Here is a 16420-nt window from a genome sequence, read left to right on the forward strand (position 1 = left end):
CACGGCCCAAGCCAGTGCTGCTGCGCGGTGCCACAGGAGGCATCAATTGACGATGGCGACGCCCTTGACCTGGGCGAAGACGGCCTTGCCCGGCGCCAGTGCCAGGGCCTGGGCCGAGCGCTGCGTCACCCGCGCCAGCAGCCGCGTGGGGCCGGCATCGAGCGCCACCATGCACTGCCCGGGGCTGTCGGCGTCGACCTGCACCACCGTGGCGGCCAGGATGTTGAGGATGCTGGTGTCCACCTGCTCGGCCAGGGTCAGGCTCACATCGCGCGCCTGGATGCGCAGGCGCACCGGCGTGCCGGCCGGCCGCTCCGTGGGGCTGGCCAGCAGCAGCTGGCCGCCGGCGAACTGCACGCTGGTGATGTGGTCGTGCGCGTCATGGCGCAGCACCGTGCCCTCCACCACCGAAGCCGCTGCATCGCCGTGCGCCAGCGGCAGGTCCAGGCGCACCAGCATGTCCTCGGTGCGCCCGCTGGCCAGCACCCGGCCGTCCTGCATCAGCACCATGTGCGCGGCCAGGCGCGCCACCTCGTCGATGGCGTGGCTCACGTAGAGCACGGGTATCTCCAGCGCCTGGTGCAGCCGTTCCAGGTAGGGCAGCACCTCGGCCTTGCGCTGGGCGTCCAGCGCGGCCAGGGGCTCGTCCATCAGCAGCACGCGCGGGCCCGTGGCCAGGGCGCGGGCCATGGCCACGCGCTGGCGCTCGCCGCCCGAGAGGGCATGGGGCTTGCGGTCCATCAGGTGGGCGATGCCCAGCAGGTCCACCGCCTGGTCCAGCGCCACGGTGTGCTGCCGCTCCCGGGGAGTGCGCTTGCGGCCGTAGTCGATGTTGCCGCGCACGCTCAGGTGCTCGAACAGGCTGGCCTCCTGGAACACATAGCCCAGCGCGCGCTGGTGCGTGGGCCGCCAGATGCGCTGGCCATCGTCCTGCCAGACCTCGCCGTTGACCACCACGCGGCCCGGCTCGGCCCGCGCCAGCCCCGCGAGGGCACGCAGGCTGGTGGTCTTGCCGCAGCCCGAGGGGCCGAACAGGGCGGTGACGCCGCGCCCGGGCAGCGTGAGGTCCACGTCGAGCGTGAAGCCGCCGGGGCGGGCGAGCACCAGGCGGGCGGAGATCTGGTCGTCTGCAGCCATCAGGACACCATGGACGCGCGGCGGCGTGTGAGGTTCAGGCCCAGCAGCACCAGGAAGGAGAAGGCCACCATGCCGCCCGCCAGCCAGTGGGCCTGGGTGTATTCGAGGGCTTCCACATGGTCGTAGATCTGCACCGAGACCACGCGCGTCACGCCCGGGATGTTGCCGCCCAGCATGAGCACCACGCCGAACTCGCCCACCGTGTGGGCAAAGCTCAGGATGGCCGCGGTGATGAAGCCCGGGCGCGCCAGCGGCAGTACCACGGTGAAGAACCGGTCCAGCGGCCCGGCGCCCAGCGTCGCTGCCGCCTCGAGCGGCCGGGTGCCGATGGCCTCGAACGCCGCCTGCAGCGGCTGCACCGCGAACGGCAGCGAATAGATCAGCGAGCCCGCCACCAGCCCCCAGAAGGTGAAGGGCAGGGCGCCCACGCCCAGCCACTGCGTGAACTGCCCGATGGGCCCGTTGGGGCCCATGGTGACCAGCAGGTAAAAACCGATCACCGTGGGCGGCAGCACCAGCGGCAGCGCCACCACGGCCGACACCGGCCCGCGCCAGCGCGAGGGCGTGTGCGCCAGCCACCAGGCCAGCGGCGTGCACAGCACCAGTAGCAGTGCCATGGTGGTGCCCGCGAGCCGAAGCGTGAGGCCGATGGCCGCAAGGTCGGCGCTGGAAAAGGGCATGGACAGTAGCGAGGGAGCGTGCGGGAACTAGTTAGAAACTATATCCGTAAGACTTGATGATGCCCTTGGCCTTGCCGCCTTTCAGGTACTGCATCAGCGCCGTCGCCGCCGCATTGCCCTTGCCGGTCTCCAGCAGCGCCGCATCCTGGCGGATCGGCTCGTGCATGTCTGCCGGCACCTGCCAGGCCGAGCCCTGGGCGATCTTGCCGTCCACCATCACCTGCGACAGCGCCACGAAGCCCAGTTGCGCATTGCCCGTGGCCACGAACTGGTAGGTCTGCGCAATGTTCTCGCCCTGCACGAAGCGCGGCTGCAGCGTGGCGGTGAGCCCGAGCTTGTCCATCACCTGCGTGGCGGCCAGGCCGTAAGGGGCCAGCTTGGGGTTGGCGATGGCGAGGTGCTTGAAGTCGCCAGTCTTGAGCACGGCGCCCTTGGCGTCCACATAGCCGTCCTTGGCGCTCCACAGCACCAGCGTGCCGATGGCGTAGGTGAAGCGCGAGTTGGCCACCACCTTGCCTTCGCGCTCGAGCTTGGCCGGCGTGGTGTCGTCGGCCGACAGCAGGATCTGGAACGGCGCGCCGTTGGTGATCTGCGCATAGAACTTGCCCGTGGCGCCGAACGACAGCTCGGCCTTGTGGCCGGTGTCGGCCTCGAAGGCGGCCGCGATCTTCTGCATGGGCGCGGTGAAGTTGGCGGCCACGGCCACCGACACCTGCTCGGCATGGGCCGTGGCGGCGGCAGCCAGGGCCAGGCTGAGAACGGAGAGAAGGCGGGTGGTGGGCATCTGCATGGCGGTAGGGCGCGCAAGCGCTGTTCATTGATGGAATAGCGAAAGTATAAAAGCAGGCGCCGTGGCGCGCTGGCAGCCCTTGTGGCGCGTGGCGGTATTCGGGCCGCATCCCCTACACTGTGTCCACCATGCTGATGTTCCCTCCTGAAATCCTTGCCGCCTACCTTGTTGCCGTGATGGTCGTGGTCTTTGCGCCGGGGCCGGACAACATCCTGGCCATCAGCCGCGGCCTGAGCCAGGGGCGCCTGGCGGCGGTGCTGTCCTCCATCGGTGCGGGCCTGGGCATCATGGTGCACACAGTGGCCGCCACGCTGGGGCTCACGCTCATCGTGCAGGCCTCGCCGCTGGCCTTCTGGGCCGTGAAGATCGCCGGCGCGGCCTACCTGCTGTACCTGGGGTACAAGGCGCTGACCTCGGGCAACCTGATCTCGTTCGCGCCGGCCGCGCGCCAGCCACTGGCCAAGGTGTTCGGCGTGGGCCTGTTCTCCAACGTGCTCAACCCCAAGCCGGGGCTGTTCGTGCTGGCCTTCATCCCGCAGTTCGTCGATGCATCGCGCGGCCCCGTGGCCACGCAGATGCTGGTGTACGGCGCCATCTTCGCGGTGCTCACGGCGCTCATCTTCTCGGTGCTGGGCAGTTGCGCGGCGCAGCTCTCGGGCTGGCTGGCGCGCCGCCCGCGTGCCACGAAGTGGCTCAATACCGGCGCGGGCGTCACCTTCATCGCCTCGGGCATTTCGGTGCTGGCACTGGGCAACCGGCGCTAGGCAAGGCACCGCGCCCCGATGCCCGGTACCCCTCCCGTTTCCTTTGCGGGCGCGCTCAGCCATGACATGGCCGACAAGCGCATCGCCATCCTGCGCGAGATCGGCGCGGGCGGCTCGATCTCGCAGGCGGCGCGCGCCGTCGGCGTGAGCTACAAGGCCGCCTGGCAGGCGCTCGACACCCTCACCAACCTGGCCGGCACGCCCCTGGTGGACCGTGCCGTGGGCGGTGCCGGCGGTGGCGGTGCCCAACTGACCGATGCCGGACACCAGTTGCTGGCCGCCGCCGACGCCATGGCCGAAGCGCGCAGCGCCGTGCTGGCCCGCTGGGAAGGCCGCGCCGGCCCGGCGGCGGCGCGCCTGTCGGTGCGCACCAGCATGCGCAACCAGTGGCCCTGCACGGTGCAGCGGTTGGAGCCTCTGGGCCAGATCGTGCGCGTGCACCTGGGGCGGGCCGAGGGTGAGGAGGTGGCCTTCCTCAGCGCCCGCATCACGCTGGAGAGTGTCGAACTGCTGGGCCTTGCGCCCGGCCTGGCGGTGCAGGCCCTGTGCAAGGCCACGGCGGTGCGTGTCGAGCGCGCCGGCAAAGACATGCTGCCGGCCGAACCCGGCATCTGCCGCCTGCCCGCCAGGGCAGTGCGCGTGGTGCGGGGGGAGTCGGGGGATGAAGTGTCTGCGGAGCTGGACGGGGGCATCCAGATGGTGGGCTTTGCTGCCCCCGACAGCGGCCTGCGTGCCGGCAGCCGGGTGCTGCTGGTCGTGGAAGACAACGCTGTGGTGATCGCGCTGGCCCAGGGCTGAGCGCGACTCAATGCCCCTTCGGGGCTCCCAACTTGCGGTACACCGTGGCCCGGCTGATGCCCAGGGCGCGCGCCGCCTCGGCCACATTGCCGCGCGCCTCCTGCACCGCCTGGCGGATGAGCGCGGTTTCCGCCGCGCGCAGCGGTGCCGCCGCCACGGCAGGCGCCGGCGTGGGGGGCAGCAGGGGCCGCAGGATACTGCCCTGCCGGGGCGCCAGCGCCAGGCCCTGCAGGCGCAGGCCCGACCACAGTGGCAGGTCCAGCGGCGCGGCGCCCGCATTCTGGCGCTGCGCAGCATCGAACAGCAGGGCCCAGGGCAGGGCCAGCAGCTCGCTGGCATGGGCGCGGGTGCCCGGCGTGCGCAGCGGCTGGGGCACCAGCTGGCGCGCCGTGCGGTTGCTGCCCTGTATGTAGCCATCGGCGTCCAGCAGCATCAGGCCATCGCCTTCGCCGCCCAGCGTGCTGCCGGGCCAGTTCAGGCGCAGCAGCAGTGCATGGGGCCGCTGCAGCAGCAGGGCGTCTTCGATGGCGCGGGCCGAGCGGTCCACCAGGTGGCGCAGTTCGGGCCGCTCGGGCACGTCCACGCCCGTCAGGTCCAGCATGCCGGCGCAGCGGCCCTCGGGGTCGAACAGCGGCGCACCGGCGCAGCTGTAATGGGTGTTGTCATCGAAGAAGTGCTCGCCCCGGTGCAGCCACACGGGCTGCAGCTCGGCCAGGGCGGCGCCGATGGCGGTGGTGCCCACGGCCGCTTCCGACAGGTCGATGCCCACGCGGCCGATGGCATGCACGCGCGCGTCGCGGTGGTCGATGGCGCCCTGCACGTCCACCACCACGCCGCGCGCATCGGTGAGCACCGCGAAGTAGTGCATGCCGGCAATGGCGCGCGTAAGGTGGCCGAGCACCGGGCGTGCGGCCTGCAGCAGGTGGCGGTGCTGTTCGGCCACGCCGCGCAGCATGGCGGCGCTCACCTGGTCGAAGGCCACGCGCTGGCGCGGCGACTGGCCCTGAGCCAGGCAGCGCTGCCACGAGCGCACGATCCAGGGCTCGATGCCCAGCGCGGCCGGCACCTGGCCCTGGCTGAACAGGGCGGTGCGGGCGCGGGCGATCAGGGCCTGGCGCTCGTCGGGCGGTGGCGTGACGGCAGCAGCGGCGGACAGCATGGCGGACTCCCGTGGGGTGGCGGGCCGGTGCACCCACTGCGGGGTGCTTCGGTGTGCAGTGCGCATGATGCGCGGGCGGTGCACTGCAACATGTTTCATTTTGAGAATATCCGCCGCCGCGCGCCGCCAAGCTAGGGTTGACCCTAGGAATCCGGCCCCGCGCCCGGCCCAAGATGCGGCTTGCAGATCCAGCCAACACCCTCCCGAGGAGACAGCCAGATGCAAGTCCAGTTCACCGTCAACGGCCGTGCGGCCAGCGTTGATGTCCCCCCCAACACCCTGCTGGTCCACGCGCTGCGAGAGCACCTGATGCTCACCGGCACGCACGTGGGCTGCGACACCAGCCAGTGCGGCGCGTGCACCGTGCACGTCAACGGCCGCGCGGTGAAATCCTGCGCCATGCTGGCCGTGCAGGCCCAGGGCGCCGAGGTGCAGACCATCGAGGGCCTGGCCGCGGCCGACGGCACCATGCATCCCATGCAGGCGGCCTTCAAGGAATGCCATGGCCTGCAGTGCGGCTTCTGCACCCCGGGCATGGTGATGAGCGCGGTGGACCTGTGCACCCACCACCCCAAGGCGGACGAGGGCGAGATCCGCGAGTTGCTGGAGGGCAACATCTGCCGCTGCACCGGCTACCAGAACATCGTGCGTGCCGTCCAGCACGGCCAGAAGGCCATGGCGTCGGCCTGAGCCCCCGTCCAGAACTCACACACCAGGAGACAAGACCATGGGTGCTTCCGACTTTTCCAAGCTGCCGCACATCGGTGAATCGCTTCGCCGCAAGGAAGACTACCGATTCCTCACTGGCGCGGGCCAGTACACCGACGACGTGGTGCTGGCCGCGCAGAGCCACGCCGTGTTCGTGCGATCGCCGCATGCGCATGCGCGCATCAACAGCATCAACACCGACGCCGCGAAGGCCGCACCCGGCGTGCTGGGCGTGTTCGTGGGCACCGACGTGGCGGCCGACAGCATCAACGGCCTGCCCTGTGGCTGGCTCATCACCAGCACCGACGGCCAGCCCATGAAGGAGCCGCCGCACCCCATCCTGGCGCAGGGCAAGGTGCGCTACGTGGGCGACCACGTGGCCATGGTCGTGGCGCTCACGCAGCAGCAGGCGCGCGATGCGGCCGAGCTGGTGGAGGTGGACTACGACGTGCTGCCCGCCGTGGTCCATGTGGCCGATGCCGCCGCCGGCAAGGTGGCTGGTGCCGGCCTGCATGACATCGCCGACGACAACCATTGCTACAAATGGGCCATCGGCGACAAGGGGGCGGTGGACTCGGTGTTCGCCAGCGCCGCGCACGTGACGAAACTCGACCTGGTCAACAACCGCCTGATTCCCAACGCGATGGAGCCGCGCACGGCCATCGGCTCCTACAGCCGGGCCAACGACGAATACACGCTCTACGTGAGCAACCAGAACCCGCACGTCGAGCGCCTGTTGATGACCGCCTTCGTGATGGGCCTGCCCGAGCACAAGGTGCGCGTGATCGCGCCCGACGTGGGCGGTGGCTTCGGCTCCAAGATCTTCCTGTACGCCGAGGACGTGTGCCTGACCTGGGCCGCCAAGAAGCTCAACCGCAACATCAAGTGGGTGGCCGACCGCAGCGAGGCCTTCCTCTCGGATGCCCATGGCCGCGACCACGTGAGCCATGCCGAGATGGCCATGGACAAGGACGGCAAGTTCCTGGCCATGCGCGTGCACACCGACGCCAACCTGGGTGCCTACCTGTCGACCTTCGCCACGGCCGTGCCCACCATCCTCTACGCCACCTTGCTGGCCGGGCAGTACACCACGCCCCAGGTCTATGTGGAGGTGGACGCCTGGTTCACCAACACCGCGCCGGTCGATGCCTACCGCGGTGCGGGCCGGCCCGAGGCCACCTACCTGCTCGAACGCCTGGTCACGCGCTGCGCCTGGGACCTGGGCCTGTCGCAGGACGAGATCCGCAAGCGCAACTTCATCACCACCTTTCCCTACCAGACGCCGGTGGCGCTGCAGTACGACGTGGGCGACTACCACGCCTGCATGACCCAGGCCCAGGAGCTGGCCGACGTGGCCGGCTTCGAGGCGCGCAAGAGCGCCAGCGCCGCCAAGGGCCTGCTGCGCGGCGTGGGCTACAGCAGCTACATCGAGGCCTGCGGCATCGCGCCGTCGAACATCGCCGGCGCCCTGGGCGCGCGTGCCGGCCTGTTCGAATGCGGCGAGGTGCGCGTGCACCCCACGGGCAGCGTGACGGTGTTCACCGGCTCGCACAGCCACGGCCAGGGGCACGAGACCACCTTTGCCCAGGTGGTGGCGGCGCGCCTGGGCATTCCGGTGGAGAACGTGGACATCGTGCACGGCGACACCGGCCGCGTGCCCTTCGGCATGGGCACCTACGGCTCGCGCTCCATCAGCGTGGGCGGGGCGGCCATCATGAAGGCACTGGACAAGATCGAGGCCAAGGCCAAGAAGATCGCGGCCCACCTGATGGAAGCCAGCGACGCCGACATCGACTTCAGCGGCGGCGAGTTCAGCGTGCGCGGCACGGACAAGAAAATCCCCTTCGGCCAGGTGGCGCTCACGGCCTACGTGCCGCACAACTACCCGCTTGACAAGCTCGAACCGGGGCTCAACGAAACGGCCTTCTACGACCCGACCAACTTCACCTTCCCGGCCGGCACCTACATCTGCGAGGTGGAGGTGGACCCGATGACCGGCTCCACCCGGGTGGACCGCTTCACTGCGGTGGACGACTTCGGCACCATCATCAACCCCATGATCGTCGAGGGCCAGGTGCATGGCGGGCTGGTGCAGGGCATCGGCCAGGCGTTGATGGAGAACTGCGTGTACGACCGCGAAACCGGCCAGCTGCTCACCGGCAGCTTCATGGACTACGCCATGCCGCGTGCCGATGATTTCCCCGAGTTCAAGCTGGGCCATGTCTGCACGCCCTGCACGCACAACCCGCTCGGTACCAAGGGCTGCGGCGAGGCCGGCGCCATCGGCTCGCCGCCCGCGGTGATCAATGCCTTGCTCGACGCCCTGCGCCCGCTGGGCGTGAAGGAATTCGACATGCCCGCATCGCCCCACCGCGTGTGGGAAGCCATCCAATCCGCCAAGGCATGAGGAGAGCACACCATGTATGCATTCACCTACGAAACCCCGGCCAGCGTGGCCGATGCGGCGCGCCTGGCGGCTGCTGGCGGCAAGCCCATCGCGGGCGGCCAGAGCCTGCTGCCCTCGATGCGCCTGCGCCTGGCCAACCCCGGCCAGGTGGTGGACCTCAATGGCATCCCCGAGCTGGCCGGCATCCGCCGCGAAGGCAATGCCCTGGTGATCGGCGCGATGACCCGGCATATGGACGTGGCCGCGAGCGCGGAGGTCAAGGCCGCCATCCCGGCCCTGGCCGACCTGGCCGCGCACATCGGCGACCGCCAGGTGCGTGCCCGCGGCACGCTGGGCGGCTCGGTGGCCAACAACGACCCCGCGGCCTGCTACCCCAGCGCCGTGCTGGGGCTGAACGCCACCGTCATCACCGACCAGCGCGAGATCGCAGCGGACGACTTCTTCGTGGGCATGTACACCACGGCGCTGCAGGAGGGCGAGCTGATCACCGCGATCCGCTTCCCGATCCCCAAGCGCGCGGCCTACCTCAAGTTCAAGCAGGCGGCCTCGCGCTTCTCGCTGGTGGGCGTGTTCGTGGCGCAGACCGATGCCGGCGTGCGCGTGGCCGTGACCGGTGCCGCCAGCAGCGTCTTCCGCCAGCAGGCGCTGGAGGCGGCGTTGAACCAGGACTTCTCGGTGGCTTCGGCCGCCGCGGTGAAGGTAGACGCGAGCGACCTGAACACCGACATCCACGCCAGCGCCATCTACCGTGCCAACCTGATCAGCGTGCAGACGCAGCGGGCCGTGGCCCAGATGCTGGGTTGACGCCTTGCCACCCGAGCTGGCCTCCATCGACGACCTGGTGCAGGCCCTGCAGCGCGTGGGCTATTTTGCCGACCGGCGCCTGGCGACCGCCGTGTTCCTGGCGCTCAAGTTGCAGCGCCCGCTGCTGCTTGAAGGCGAGCCCGGCGTGGGCAAGACGGCGCTGGCCAAGGCGCTGTCCGGGGTGCTGGCGCGCAGCCTGATCCGCCTGCAGTGCTACGACGGGCTGGAGCAGCGCGAGGCGCTGTACGAGTGGAATTACGCGGCCCAGCTGCTGCACATGCGTGCCGCCGAACTGGAGCCAGGGGGCGCAAGAGACATCGAGGCCGAGGTCTACCAGGAGCGCTACCTGATCCGCCGCCCCCTGCTGCAGGCGCTGCAGGCACCCGCCCCCGGCGCCGTGCTGCTGGTGGACGAGGTGGACCGCGCCGACGAGCCCTTCGAGGCCTTTCTGCTCGAATACCTGGGCGAGTACCAGGTCAGCATTCCCGAGATCGGCACGGTGCGCGCCACGGCCACGCCGGTCACCCTGCTCACCAGCAACCGCACGCGCGACCTGCACGACGCCGTCAAGCGCCGCTGCCTGTACCACTGGCTCGACTACCCCGAGCGTGAGCGCGAGCTGGCCATCGTGCGCGCCCAGGTGCCCGGCGCCAGCGAGGCCCTGGCTGCCCAGGTGGCCGACTTCGTGCACCGGCTGCGCAGCCAGCCCTTTGCCAATGCCTTCCAGCGCGCGCCCGGCATCGCCGAGAGCGTGGAATGGGCCAAGGCGCTGGTGGCGCTCGACACCCTGGTGGTGGACCCCGAGATCGTCTCCGACACCGCCGGCATCCTGTTCAAGCAGCGCGAGGATGTGGCCGCGCTGACGCGGGACATGGCGGCCGAACTCCTCAAGCCGGTGGAAGAAGCGGGCTGACATGGCCGCCACCCCTTCCGCCGCAACGGCCTCCCAGCTCGGCGATGCGCGCACCGGCAAGCTGGCCGACAACCTCACGGGTTTTGGCCGCACCCTGCGCCGCGCCGGTGTGCGCGTGGACGCCGCGCGCATGGCCCTGGCCCAGCAGGCGGTGCTGCTGGTCGGCCTGCAGCGCCAGGACTTCAGCGCCGCGCTGGAGGCCGTGCTGGTGAGCCGCGAGCAGGACCGCCTGGTGTTCCGCGAGCTGTTCGACGCCTACTTCAAGAACCCCAACGTGGCGCAGAAGCTGCTGGCCCAGATGCTGCCCAGCGCGGAATCGAAGGCCGAGCCCGTGAAGCGCCGCCCGCGCGTGAGCGAGGCGCTGGCGCCCGTGCGCGCCGCGCGCAAGGCCCCGCCGCGCGAGGAGGACAAGGTCGACTTCGATGCCGCGATGACCGCCAGCGACCTCAGGCGCCTGCGCCATGCGGATTTCAACCAGCTGTCCGCCAGCGAATACCGGTTGGTGGAGCAACTGGCGCGCGACATTCCGCTGCCGCTGCCCGACTTTGCCGCGCGCCGCACCCGCCCCGGTGCGCGCGGCAACCGCCCGCACTGGCCCGGTGCCATGCACCAGGCAGCGCGCACGGGCGGCGAATTCTTGCAGGTGCCGCTGCTGCAGCGCCGCCGCCAGCCCTTGCCGCTGCTGGTGCTGGTGGATGTGTCGGGCTCCATGGAGCGCTATGCGCGCCTGCTGCTGGCCTTTTTGCACGCCGCCACCGCGCCGCGCAGGGCGGGGGCGCTGCGGCGCGACGTGTTCGCCTTCGGCACGGGGTTGACCGACCTCACCCCGGCCTTTCGCCTGGCCGACACCGATGCCATGCTGGAGGCTGCCAGCCACGCCATCGCCGACTTTGCCGGCGGCACGCGCATGGGCGAGAGCCTGCGCGCCCTGCGCCTGCAGCACGCGCGCCGGCTCGTGGGGCGGCGCACCCTGGTGCTGCTCATCACCGACGGCCTGGACACCGGCGAGTCCGAGCTGCTGGCGCAGGAGCTGGCCTGGCTGCGCCGCCACTGCGCGCGCCTGCTGTGGCTCAACCCGCTGCTGCGCTTTGGCGGCTATGCGCCCACGGCGCGCGGCGCATCGGTGCTGCACCGCGAGGCGCACGGCATGCTGGCCGTGCACGACCTGAGCCGCCTGCAGGACCTGGCCGGCAGCCTGGCGGCCGTGCTGCGGCAGTGACGCCAACGACCTGACTGAATCACCGAGGAATCAATCACCATGGAAATGCAAGCCAGCCGCACCCTTGCCGCCAGCCAGAGCCAGGCCTGGGCAGCGCTCAACGACCCCGAGGTGCTCAAGCTGTGCATCCCCGGCTGCGAGAAGATCGAGCCCACGGGCGAGAACCAGTTCAGCGTGGCCATGGCGCTCAAGATCGGGCCGGTCTCGGCCAAGTTCGCGGGCAAGATCACGCTCTCGGACATCGTGCCGCCCGAGAGCTACACCATCGCCTTCGACGGCTCGGGCGGCGTGGCCGGCTTTGGCAAGGGCAGCGCCCAGGTGCGGCTCGAGGCGCTGCCGCCCGAGGGCGCGCAGGAGCGCTGCGAACTGCACTACACCGTACACGCCACCGTGGGCGGCAAGATCGCCCAGCTGGGCCAACGCCTGATCGACGGCGCCGCCAAGGGGATGGCCGAGGATTTCTTCAAGCGCTTCGACAACGAGATGCAGCGCCGCCATCCGCCTGCCGCGGGGGAGAGCGATGCCGACCCCCCCGACACCGTGCCCACCGAAATCCCCACCCAGCCGGGCGAGGACGCCGGGCCTGCAAGCGGCTTTGTTCCGAGCCAGCGGGCGGGCCTGCAGCCTGCAGGCGGCCCCGAGTCCCAGGGCGGCGGCATCCCCGTCTGGGTCTGGGTCGCCGGCGCCGTGGCCCTGGTCGCGCTGGCCTGGTGGCTGAACTAGCGGTATCCCTCGGCGCACGGAACCGCCGGGCCTTGGGCACAATCTACGCACGATGACGATGGAAAACCTCGATGTGATGGTGCTGCGCTCCCTGCACGGCTGGCGTGCGGCAGGGCGGCGTGCGCTGCTGGCCACGGTGGTGCGCACCTGGGGGTCTTCGCCCCGGCCCGTGGGCTCGATCATGGCGCTGTGCGACGACGGTGCGGTGGTGGGCTCGGTCTCGGGCGGTTGCATCGAGGACGACCTGATCGACCGCCACACCCGCGCCTACGCGCAGGAGCGCGCCGGGGCCACGGGGCACGAACACCGCATTCCCCAGGGCCCGCCGTCCTTCGTCAAGTACGGCATCACGGCCGACGAGGCACACCGCTTCGGCCTGCCCTGCGGCGGCACGCTGGAGCTGCTGCTCGAATACGACCCCGACCCCGCGCGCCTGGCCGAGCTGATCGCCGCGCTCGAAGCCGGGCGCCTGGTGCGCCGCTCGGTGCGCCTGGCCGATGGCGCGGTGTCCCTGGCCATGGCCACGGAGCCTGCCGAACTGGCCGTGGACGGGCAGGAGCTGACCAACACCTTCGGCCCCGAATACCGCATGCTCATCATCGGTGCGGGCCAGATGGCCGAGTACCTGGCAACCATGGCCTTGTTCAACGGCTTTGCCGTGACCGTGTGCGACCCGCGCGAGGAGTACCGCCACGGTTGGAAGGTGCCCGGCGCCACCCTGGTGAGCGCCATGCCCGACGACGTGGTGGTGGATTTCAAGCCCGACCGGCGCAGCTGCGTGGTGGCGCTCACGCACGACCCCAAGCTCGACGACCTGGCGCTGCTGGAGGCCCTGTCCAGCGAGGCCTTCTACGTCGGCGGCATCGGTTCGCGGCGCAACAACGAGGCACGGCGTGCGCGCATGATCGAGCACTTCGAGCAGACCGAGGCCAGCCTGGCGCGTCTGCGCGGGCCCATCGGCATCTACATTGGCAGCAAGACACCGCCCGAGATCGCCGTGAGCGTGATGGCCGAGATCCTGGCCGTGAAGAACGGCGTGGCCCTGCCGCGCGTGATGGAAGTGGCCCAGGCCAAGAACGACCGCGACGTGGCGCACAACGATCCCGGGCCGCTGGTCTGTGCGGTGAACCGCTGACCGTTGTTTCAGCGGCTGCGGGTCTGCAGCTCCCGCTGCACATGCTTCAGCAACCCCTCGCAGGCATCCTCCACCAGGTCCAGCACGTCATCGAAGCCGGTGGCGCCGCCGTAGTACGGATCGGGTACCACGGGACTGTCCATGCGCAGGCAGAACTCCGTGAGGCGCCGGAGCTTGTGGGCATGCTGGGGCGGGCACAGGTCCTGCGCCATGGCCAGGTTGTCCCAGTCCATGGCGAGAACCAGGTCGTGCGTTTCGAAGTCGGCCAGCAGCATCTGCCGCGCCTTCAGGTCCGACAGGTCGTAGCCGCGCCGGGTGGCGTGCTTTTGCGAGCGGTGGTCCGGTGGCTCACCCGGGTGGTAGTTGTGCGTGCCGGCCGAGTCCACGCGCACCCGGTCAGTCAGGCCCGCCGCCTGCACGCGGTGGCGGAACACGCCATGCGCCGTGGGGCTGCGGCAGATGTTGCCCATGCAGAGAAAAAGGACCGAATAGCCGGGTGTTGTTGGTGCCATGTGTGCCCTCAATGCAGAACGGCCCCGTGGGGGCCGTTCAGGAGTGTCGCATGACGGCAATCAGGCGTGCACCTTCTCGCGCTTGGCGTCGTGGTAGGCCAGGGTGCCGCGCGTCACCACGCGGTCACCGGCCAGCACGGCACCGGCCTCGTGCTCGGGCGCGCCCTTCAAGCGATCGTAGAGCGGCGCGAAGTCGATCTTGGCCAGTTCCAGCAGTTCGTCCAGGTGGCCCAGCACGAAGTAGGTTTCCTGGAAATCATCGATGCGGTAGTTCGTCTGCATCACGCGTTCCAGTTCGAAGCGCACGCGGTTGGGCGAGTCGCTCTCGACCGAAAAGCGCGTCTCGCTGGCCGACGAGGCGATGCCCGCGCCGTAGATGCGCAGGCCGTCGCTCTGCTGCACCAGGCCGAACTCCACCGTGTACCAGTACACGCGTGCCAGCTTCTCCAGCACGCCCAGGCGGCTGGCGCGCAGGCCGCCTTCGCCATAGGCCTGGATGTAGTCGGCGATCACCGGGTTCATGAGCATGGGCACATGGCCGAACACGTCGTGGAAGACGTCGGGCTCTTCCAGGTAGTCGAGCTCATGCGGCTTGCGGATGAACTGGCCGGCCGGAAAGCGCCGGTTGGCCAGGTGGCCGAAGAACACGTCGTCGGGCACCAGCCCAGGCACGGCCACCACTTCCCAGCCCGTGCGCTTCTTGAGCACCTTGGACATCTGCTCGAAGTCGGGGATCTGCTCGGGCCCGATCGGCAGGTCCTGCATGCCGAGGATGAACTCGTCGCAGGCGCGGCCGGGCAGCAGCTTGGACTGCCGCTCGAACAGGGTGCGCCACACGCCGTGTTCCTCTTGCGTGTAATTCGCCCAGCCCTGGTCGATGGTCCAGTCGGGCCGTTCGGGGGCGTGCGCGTCCCCGGCCGCCAGGCCGTGCTTGGCGGTTTCCTTGAGCTGCTGCAGCATGTGTGTCTCCTGGGCCGTCTATGCCGTGAAGGCTGCGGCGATGCGGTTCATCAGCGTGGCCATCTCGATGTCCTTGGCCGAGATGCCGTCCACGTCGTGCGTGGTCAGCGTGACCGACACGCGGTGGTAGACGTTGGACCACTCGGGGTGGTGGTTCATGCGCTCTGCGTGCAGGGCCACCTGGGCCATGAAGCCGAAGGCCTGCACGAAGTCGGCAAACTGGAATGCGCGGGTGAGCACGCCTCCGCGCTCGGCGCCGTGCGTCCAGCCGGCCAGGGCGGGCAACTGCGCCGCCAGCTGCTCGGGCGTGAGCTTCATGCCGTTTCCTTGGCCACGGCCTTGTCGCCCACGTCCAGCACGCCGCGGTTGATCTGGTCGCGCTCCAGCGACTCGAACAGCGCCTTGAAGTTGCCTTCGCCGAAGCCCTCGCGGTAGTTGCCCTTGCGTTCGATGAACTCGAAGAACACCGGGCCCAGCATGGGCTGGGAGAAGATCTGCAGCAGCAGGCGCGGCTGGCCGCCTTCGGTCGTGCCGTCCAGCAGGATGCCGCGGGCCTGCAGCTCGCCCACGGGCTGGCCGTGGCCGGGCAGGCGCTTTTCCAGGTTCTCGTAGTAGACCTCGTTGGGTGCGGTCAACAGCGGGATGCCGGCCATCTGCAACTGGTCGATGGATTCGAGCAGGTTGTCGGTGAGCAAGGCGATGTGCTGGATGCCCTCGCCGTTGAACTGCATCAAAAACTCTTCGATCTGGCCGCCGCCCTGGCGCGACTCCTCGTTCAGCGGGATGCGGATCAGGCCGTCCGGCGCCGTCATGGCCTTGGAGGTCAGGCCGGTGTACTCGCCCGAGATGTCGAAGTAGCGGATCTCGCGGAAGTTGAACAGCTTGGTATAGAAGTCGGCCCAGTAGGCCATGCGGCCACGGTAGACGTTGTGCGTGAGGTGGTCCACCACCTGGAAGCCGTGGCCCTTGGGGTGCAGGTCCACGCCGGGCAGGAACTCGAAGTCGATGTCGTAGATGGACTTGCCGTCTTCGAAGCGGTCGATCAGGTACAGCGGCGCGCCGCCGATGCCCTTGATCGCAGGCAGGCGCAGCTCCATCGGGCCAGTCGGGATCTCGACCGGCTGGGCGCCCAGCTCCAGGGCGCGGTTGTAGGCCTTGTGTGCATCGCGCACCCGGAAGGCCAGGCCGCAGGCAGCGGCGCCATGCTCGCCAGCGAAGTAGGCCGCGTTGCCCGGCTCGTTGTTGACGATGAAGTTGATGCCGCCCTGGCGGTACAGCAGCACGTTCTTGGAGCGGTGCTTGGCCACCAGCGAAAAGCCCATCTTCTCGAACATCGGCTCCAGCAGGCCGGGCTTGGGCGAGGAGAATTCCACGAACTCGAAGCCGCACAGGCCCATGGGGTTGTCAAACAGATCGCTCATACATCGTCTCCATCATCGGTGGGCGGCTCTCAGGCCGGGGGATAGGGAGACTGTAGGGATTTCAGGGCGCAGTTATCTTGCAATTTCGACATGCCAGAAGCCATTGCGCGCTTGATTCGTGCGAAAAACCAAATCCAGTGCATTTGAAAGGCTAAAAGTACTCGAATTGTGCAGGCTTGCTGCACTTTGGGGCGCTGTTGAGCCAACACACAAAGCCACCCTGGCAGTGCAGGCATGCGGGCGCATGCCCAGGTGTGATGCATCAGATTTTCTGCATGCCTCGCGCGCTG

The 16420-nt window shown here is 69.5% G+C and carries 17 protein-coding genes; 9 read left to right on the forward strand and 8 right to left on the reverse strand.

What is annotated here, in order from left to right; genetic code table 11:
• Positions 1–42 precede the first annotated feature (42 nt).
• The 3 genes from modC to modA are packed head-to-tail and all read right to left on the reverse strand — an operon-like array spanning position 43 to position 2607.
• Positions 43–1137, reverse strand: a complete 1095-nt coding sequence (gene modC / locus PMI14_RS09945) for a molybdenum ABC transporter ATP-binding protein (RefSeq protein WP_007853448.1) — start codon at positions 1135–1137, stop codon at positions 43–45.
• Positions 1137–1817, reverse strand: a complete 681-nt coding sequence (modB, locus tag PMI14_RS09950) for a molybdate ABC transporter permease subunit (RefSeq protein WP_007853449.1) — start codon at positions 1815–1817, stop codon at positions 1137–1139. Before modB ends, modC begins: the two co-directional genes overlap by 1 nt.
• Positions 1818–1848: 31 nt before the next feature.
• Entirely contained in the window at positions 1849–2607 is a 759-nt protein-coding gene (gene modA / locus PMI14_RS09955) for a molybdate ABC transporter substrate-binding protein (protein ID WP_007853451.1), read from the reverse strand.
• 128 nt (positions 2608–2735) lie between these two features.
• Between modA and PMI14_RS09960 the strand changes: the two genes are divergently transcribed.
• Together PMI14_RS09960 and PMI14_RS09965 are read left to right on the forward strand one after the other, a co-directional pair.
• Positions 2736–3371, forward strand: a complete 636-nt coding sequence (locus PMI14_RS09960; RefSeq protein ID WP_007853452.1) for a LysE family translocator — start codon at positions 2736–2738, stop codon at positions 3369–3371.
• An 18-nt stretch (positions 3372–3389) separates the two neighbouring features.
• Positions 3390–4169 carry a TOBE domain-containing protein gene (locus tag PMI14_RS09965; RefSeq protein WP_007853454.1) on the forward strand — a complete coding sequence of 260 codons (780 nt, stop codon included), beginning with the start codon at positions 3390–3392 and terminating at the stop codon, positions 4167–4169.
• 7 nt (positions 4170–4176) lie between these two features.
• On the opposite strand, the gene PMI14_RS09970 is transcribed toward PMI14_RS09965, so the two are convergent.
• Positions 4177–5328, reverse strand: coding sequence for a helix-turn-helix domain-containing protein (locus tag PMI14_RS09970; RefSeq protein WP_007853456.1), 1152 nt, complete (start codon positions 5326–5328; stop codon positions 4177–4179).
• Between the two features lie 219 nt (positions 5329–5547).
• Between PMI14_RS09970 and PMI14_RS09975 the strand changes: the two genes are divergently transcribed.
• Genes PMI14_RS09975 through PMI14_RS10005 form a run of 7 tightly spaced genes read left to right on the forward strand, consistent with a single transcriptional unit; the run spans position 5548 to position 13237 of the window.
• Complete coding sequence (locus PMI14_RS09975; RefSeq protein WP_007853458.1) at positions 5548–6018, forward strand: (2Fe-2S)-binding protein; 471 nt, start codon at positions 5548–5550, stop codon at positions 6016–6018.
• 37 nt (positions 6019–6055) lie between these two features.
• A complete protein-coding gene (locus PMI14_RS09980; protein WP_007853460.1) occupies positions 6056–8443 on the forward strand; it encodes a xanthine dehydrogenase family protein molybdopterin-binding subunit in 2388 nt (795 codons plus the stop codon).
• Positions 8444–8455: 12 nt separating this feature from the next.
• On the forward strand, positions 8456–9247 hold the full coding sequence (locus PMI14_RS09985; RefSeq protein WP_007853463.1) for a xanthine dehydrogenase family protein subunit M: 792 nt from the start codon (positions 8456–8458) through the stop codon (positions 9245–9247).
• A gap of 4 nt (positions 9248–9251) precedes the next feature.
• On the forward strand, positions 9252–10160 hold the full coding sequence (locus PMI14_RS09990) for a MoxR family ATPase (protein WP_007853465.1): 909 nt from the start codon (positions 9252–9254) through the stop codon (positions 10158–10160).
• A gap of 1 nt (position 10161) precedes the next feature.
• Positions 10162–11379, forward strand: coding sequence for a VWA domain-containing protein (locus PMI14_RS09995; RefSeq protein WP_007853468.1), 1218 nt, complete (start codon positions 10162–10164; stop codon positions 11377–11379).
• A gap of 39 nt (positions 11380–11418) precedes the next feature.
• Entirely contained in the window at positions 11419–12102 is a 684-nt protein-coding gene (locus PMI14_RS10000) for a CoxG family protein (protein WP_007853470.1), read from the forward strand.
• A 58-nt stretch (positions 12103–12160) separates the two neighbouring features.
• Entirely contained in the window at positions 12161–13237 is a 1077-nt protein-coding gene (locus PMI14_RS10005; protein WP_007853476.1) for an XdhC family protein, read from the forward strand.
• Between the two features lie 8 nt (positions 13238–13245).
• On the opposite strand, the gene PMI14_RS10010 is transcribed toward PMI14_RS10005, so the two are convergent.
• From PMI14_RS10010 to hppD, 4 genes are read right to left on the reverse strand one after another with little or no spacing between them, the layout of a single operon-like run.
• Positions 13246–13749, reverse strand: coding sequence for a low molecular weight protein-tyrosine-phosphatase (locus tag PMI14_RS10010; protein ID WP_007853477.1), 504 nt, complete (start codon positions 13747–13749; stop codon positions 13246–13248).
• Positions 13750–13809: 60 nt separating this feature from the next.
• On the reverse strand, positions 13810–14709 hold the full coding sequence (phhA, locus tag PMI14_RS10015; RefSeq protein WP_007853479.1) for a phenylalanine 4-monooxygenase: 900 nt from the start codon (positions 14707–14709) through the stop codon (positions 13810–13812).
• Positions 14710–14727: 18 nt separating this feature from the next.
• A complete protein-coding gene (locus PMI14_RS10020; RefSeq protein ID WP_007853484.1) occupies positions 14728–15027 on the reverse strand; it encodes a 4a-hydroxytetrahydrobiopterin dehydratase in 300 nt (99 codons plus the stop codon).
• The gene (gene hppD, locus PMI14_RS10025) at positions 15024–16130 is read right to left on the reverse strand and encodes a 4-hydroxyphenylpyruvate dioxygenase (RefSeq protein WP_007853486.1); all 1107 of its coding nucleotides are present in this window, start codon (positions 16128–16130) and stop codon (positions 15024–15026) included. Before hppD ends, PMI14_RS10020 begins: the two co-directional genes overlap by 4 nt.
• Positions 16131–16420: the final 290 nt, after the last annotated feature.

Origin of the sequence: Acidovorax sp. CF316, assembly GCF_000276605.1 — a bacterium.
Lineage (GTDB): Bacteria > Pseudomonadota > Gammaproteobacteria > Burkholderiales > Burkholderiaceae_C > Acidovorax.

What these genes read in the sequence shown, in the direction of transcription:
- modC (WP_007853448.1), bottom strand. Translation starts at nt 1,137, where the DNA reads ATGGCTGCAGACGACCAGATCTCCGCCCGCCTGGTGCTCGCCCGCCCC.
- modB (WP_007853449.1), bottom strand. Translation starts at nt 1,817, where the DNA reads ATGCCCTTTTCCAGCGCCGACCTTGCGGCCATCGGCCTCACGCTTCGG.
- modA (WP_007853451.1), bottom strand. Translation starts at nt 2,607, where the DNA reads ATGCAGATGCCCACCACCCGCCTTCTCTCCGTTCTCAGCCTGGCCCTG.
- PMI14_RS09960 (WP_007853452.1), top strand. Translation starts at nt 2,736, where the DNA reads ATGCTGATGTTCCCTCCTGAAATCCTTGCCGCCTACCTTGTTGCCGTG.
- PMI14_RS09965 (WP_007853454.1), top strand. Translation starts at nt 3,390, where the DNA reads ATGCCCGGTACCCCTCCCGTTTCCTTTGCGGGCGCGCTCAGCCATGAC.
- PMI14_RS09970 (WP_007853456.1), bottom strand. Translation starts at nt 5,328, where the DNA reads ATGCTGTCCGCCGCTGCTGCCGTCACGCCACCGCCCGACGAGCGCCAG.
- PMI14_RS09975 (WP_007853458.1), top strand. Translation starts at nt 5,548, where the DNA reads ATGCAAGTCCAGTTCACCGTCAACGGCCGTGCGGCCAGCGTTGATGTC.
- PMI14_RS09980 (WP_007853460.1), top strand. Translation starts at nt 6,056, where the DNA reads ATGGGTGCTTCCGACTTTTCCAAGCTGCCGCACATCGGTGAATCGCTT.
- PMI14_RS09985 (WP_007853463.1), top strand. Translation starts at nt 8,456, where the DNA reads ATGTATGCATTCACCTACGAAACCCCGGCCAGCGTGGCCGATGCGGCG.
- PMI14_RS09995 (WP_007853468.1), top strand. Translation starts at nt 10,162, where the DNA reads ATGGCCGCCACCCCTTCCGCCGCAACGGCCTCCCAGCTCGGCGATGCG.
- PMI14_RS10000 (WP_007853470.1), top strand. Translation starts at nt 11,419, where the DNA reads ATGGAAATGCAAGCCAGCCGCACCCTTGCCGCCAGCCAGAGCCAGGCC.
- PMI14_RS10005 (WP_007853476.1), top strand. Translation starts at nt 12,161, where the DNA reads ATGGAAAACCTCGATGTGATGGTGCTGCGCTCCCTGCACGGCTGGCGT.
- PMI14_RS10010 (WP_007853477.1), bottom strand. Translation starts at nt 13,749, where the DNA reads ATGGCACCAACAACACCCGGCTATTCGGTCCTTTTTCTCTGCATGGGC.
- phhA (WP_007853479.1), bottom strand. Translation starts at nt 14,709, where the DNA reads ATGCTGCAGCAGCTCAAGGAAACCGCCAAGCACGGCCTGGCGGCCGGG.
- PMI14_RS10020 (WP_007853484.1), bottom strand. Translation starts at nt 15,027, where the DNA reads ATGAAGCTCACGCCCGAGCAGCTGGCGGCGCAGTTGCCCGCCCTGGCC.
- hppD (WP_007853486.1), bottom strand. Translation starts at nt 16,130, where the DNA reads ATGAGCGATCTGTTTGACAACCCCATGGGCCTGTGCGGCTTCGAGTTC.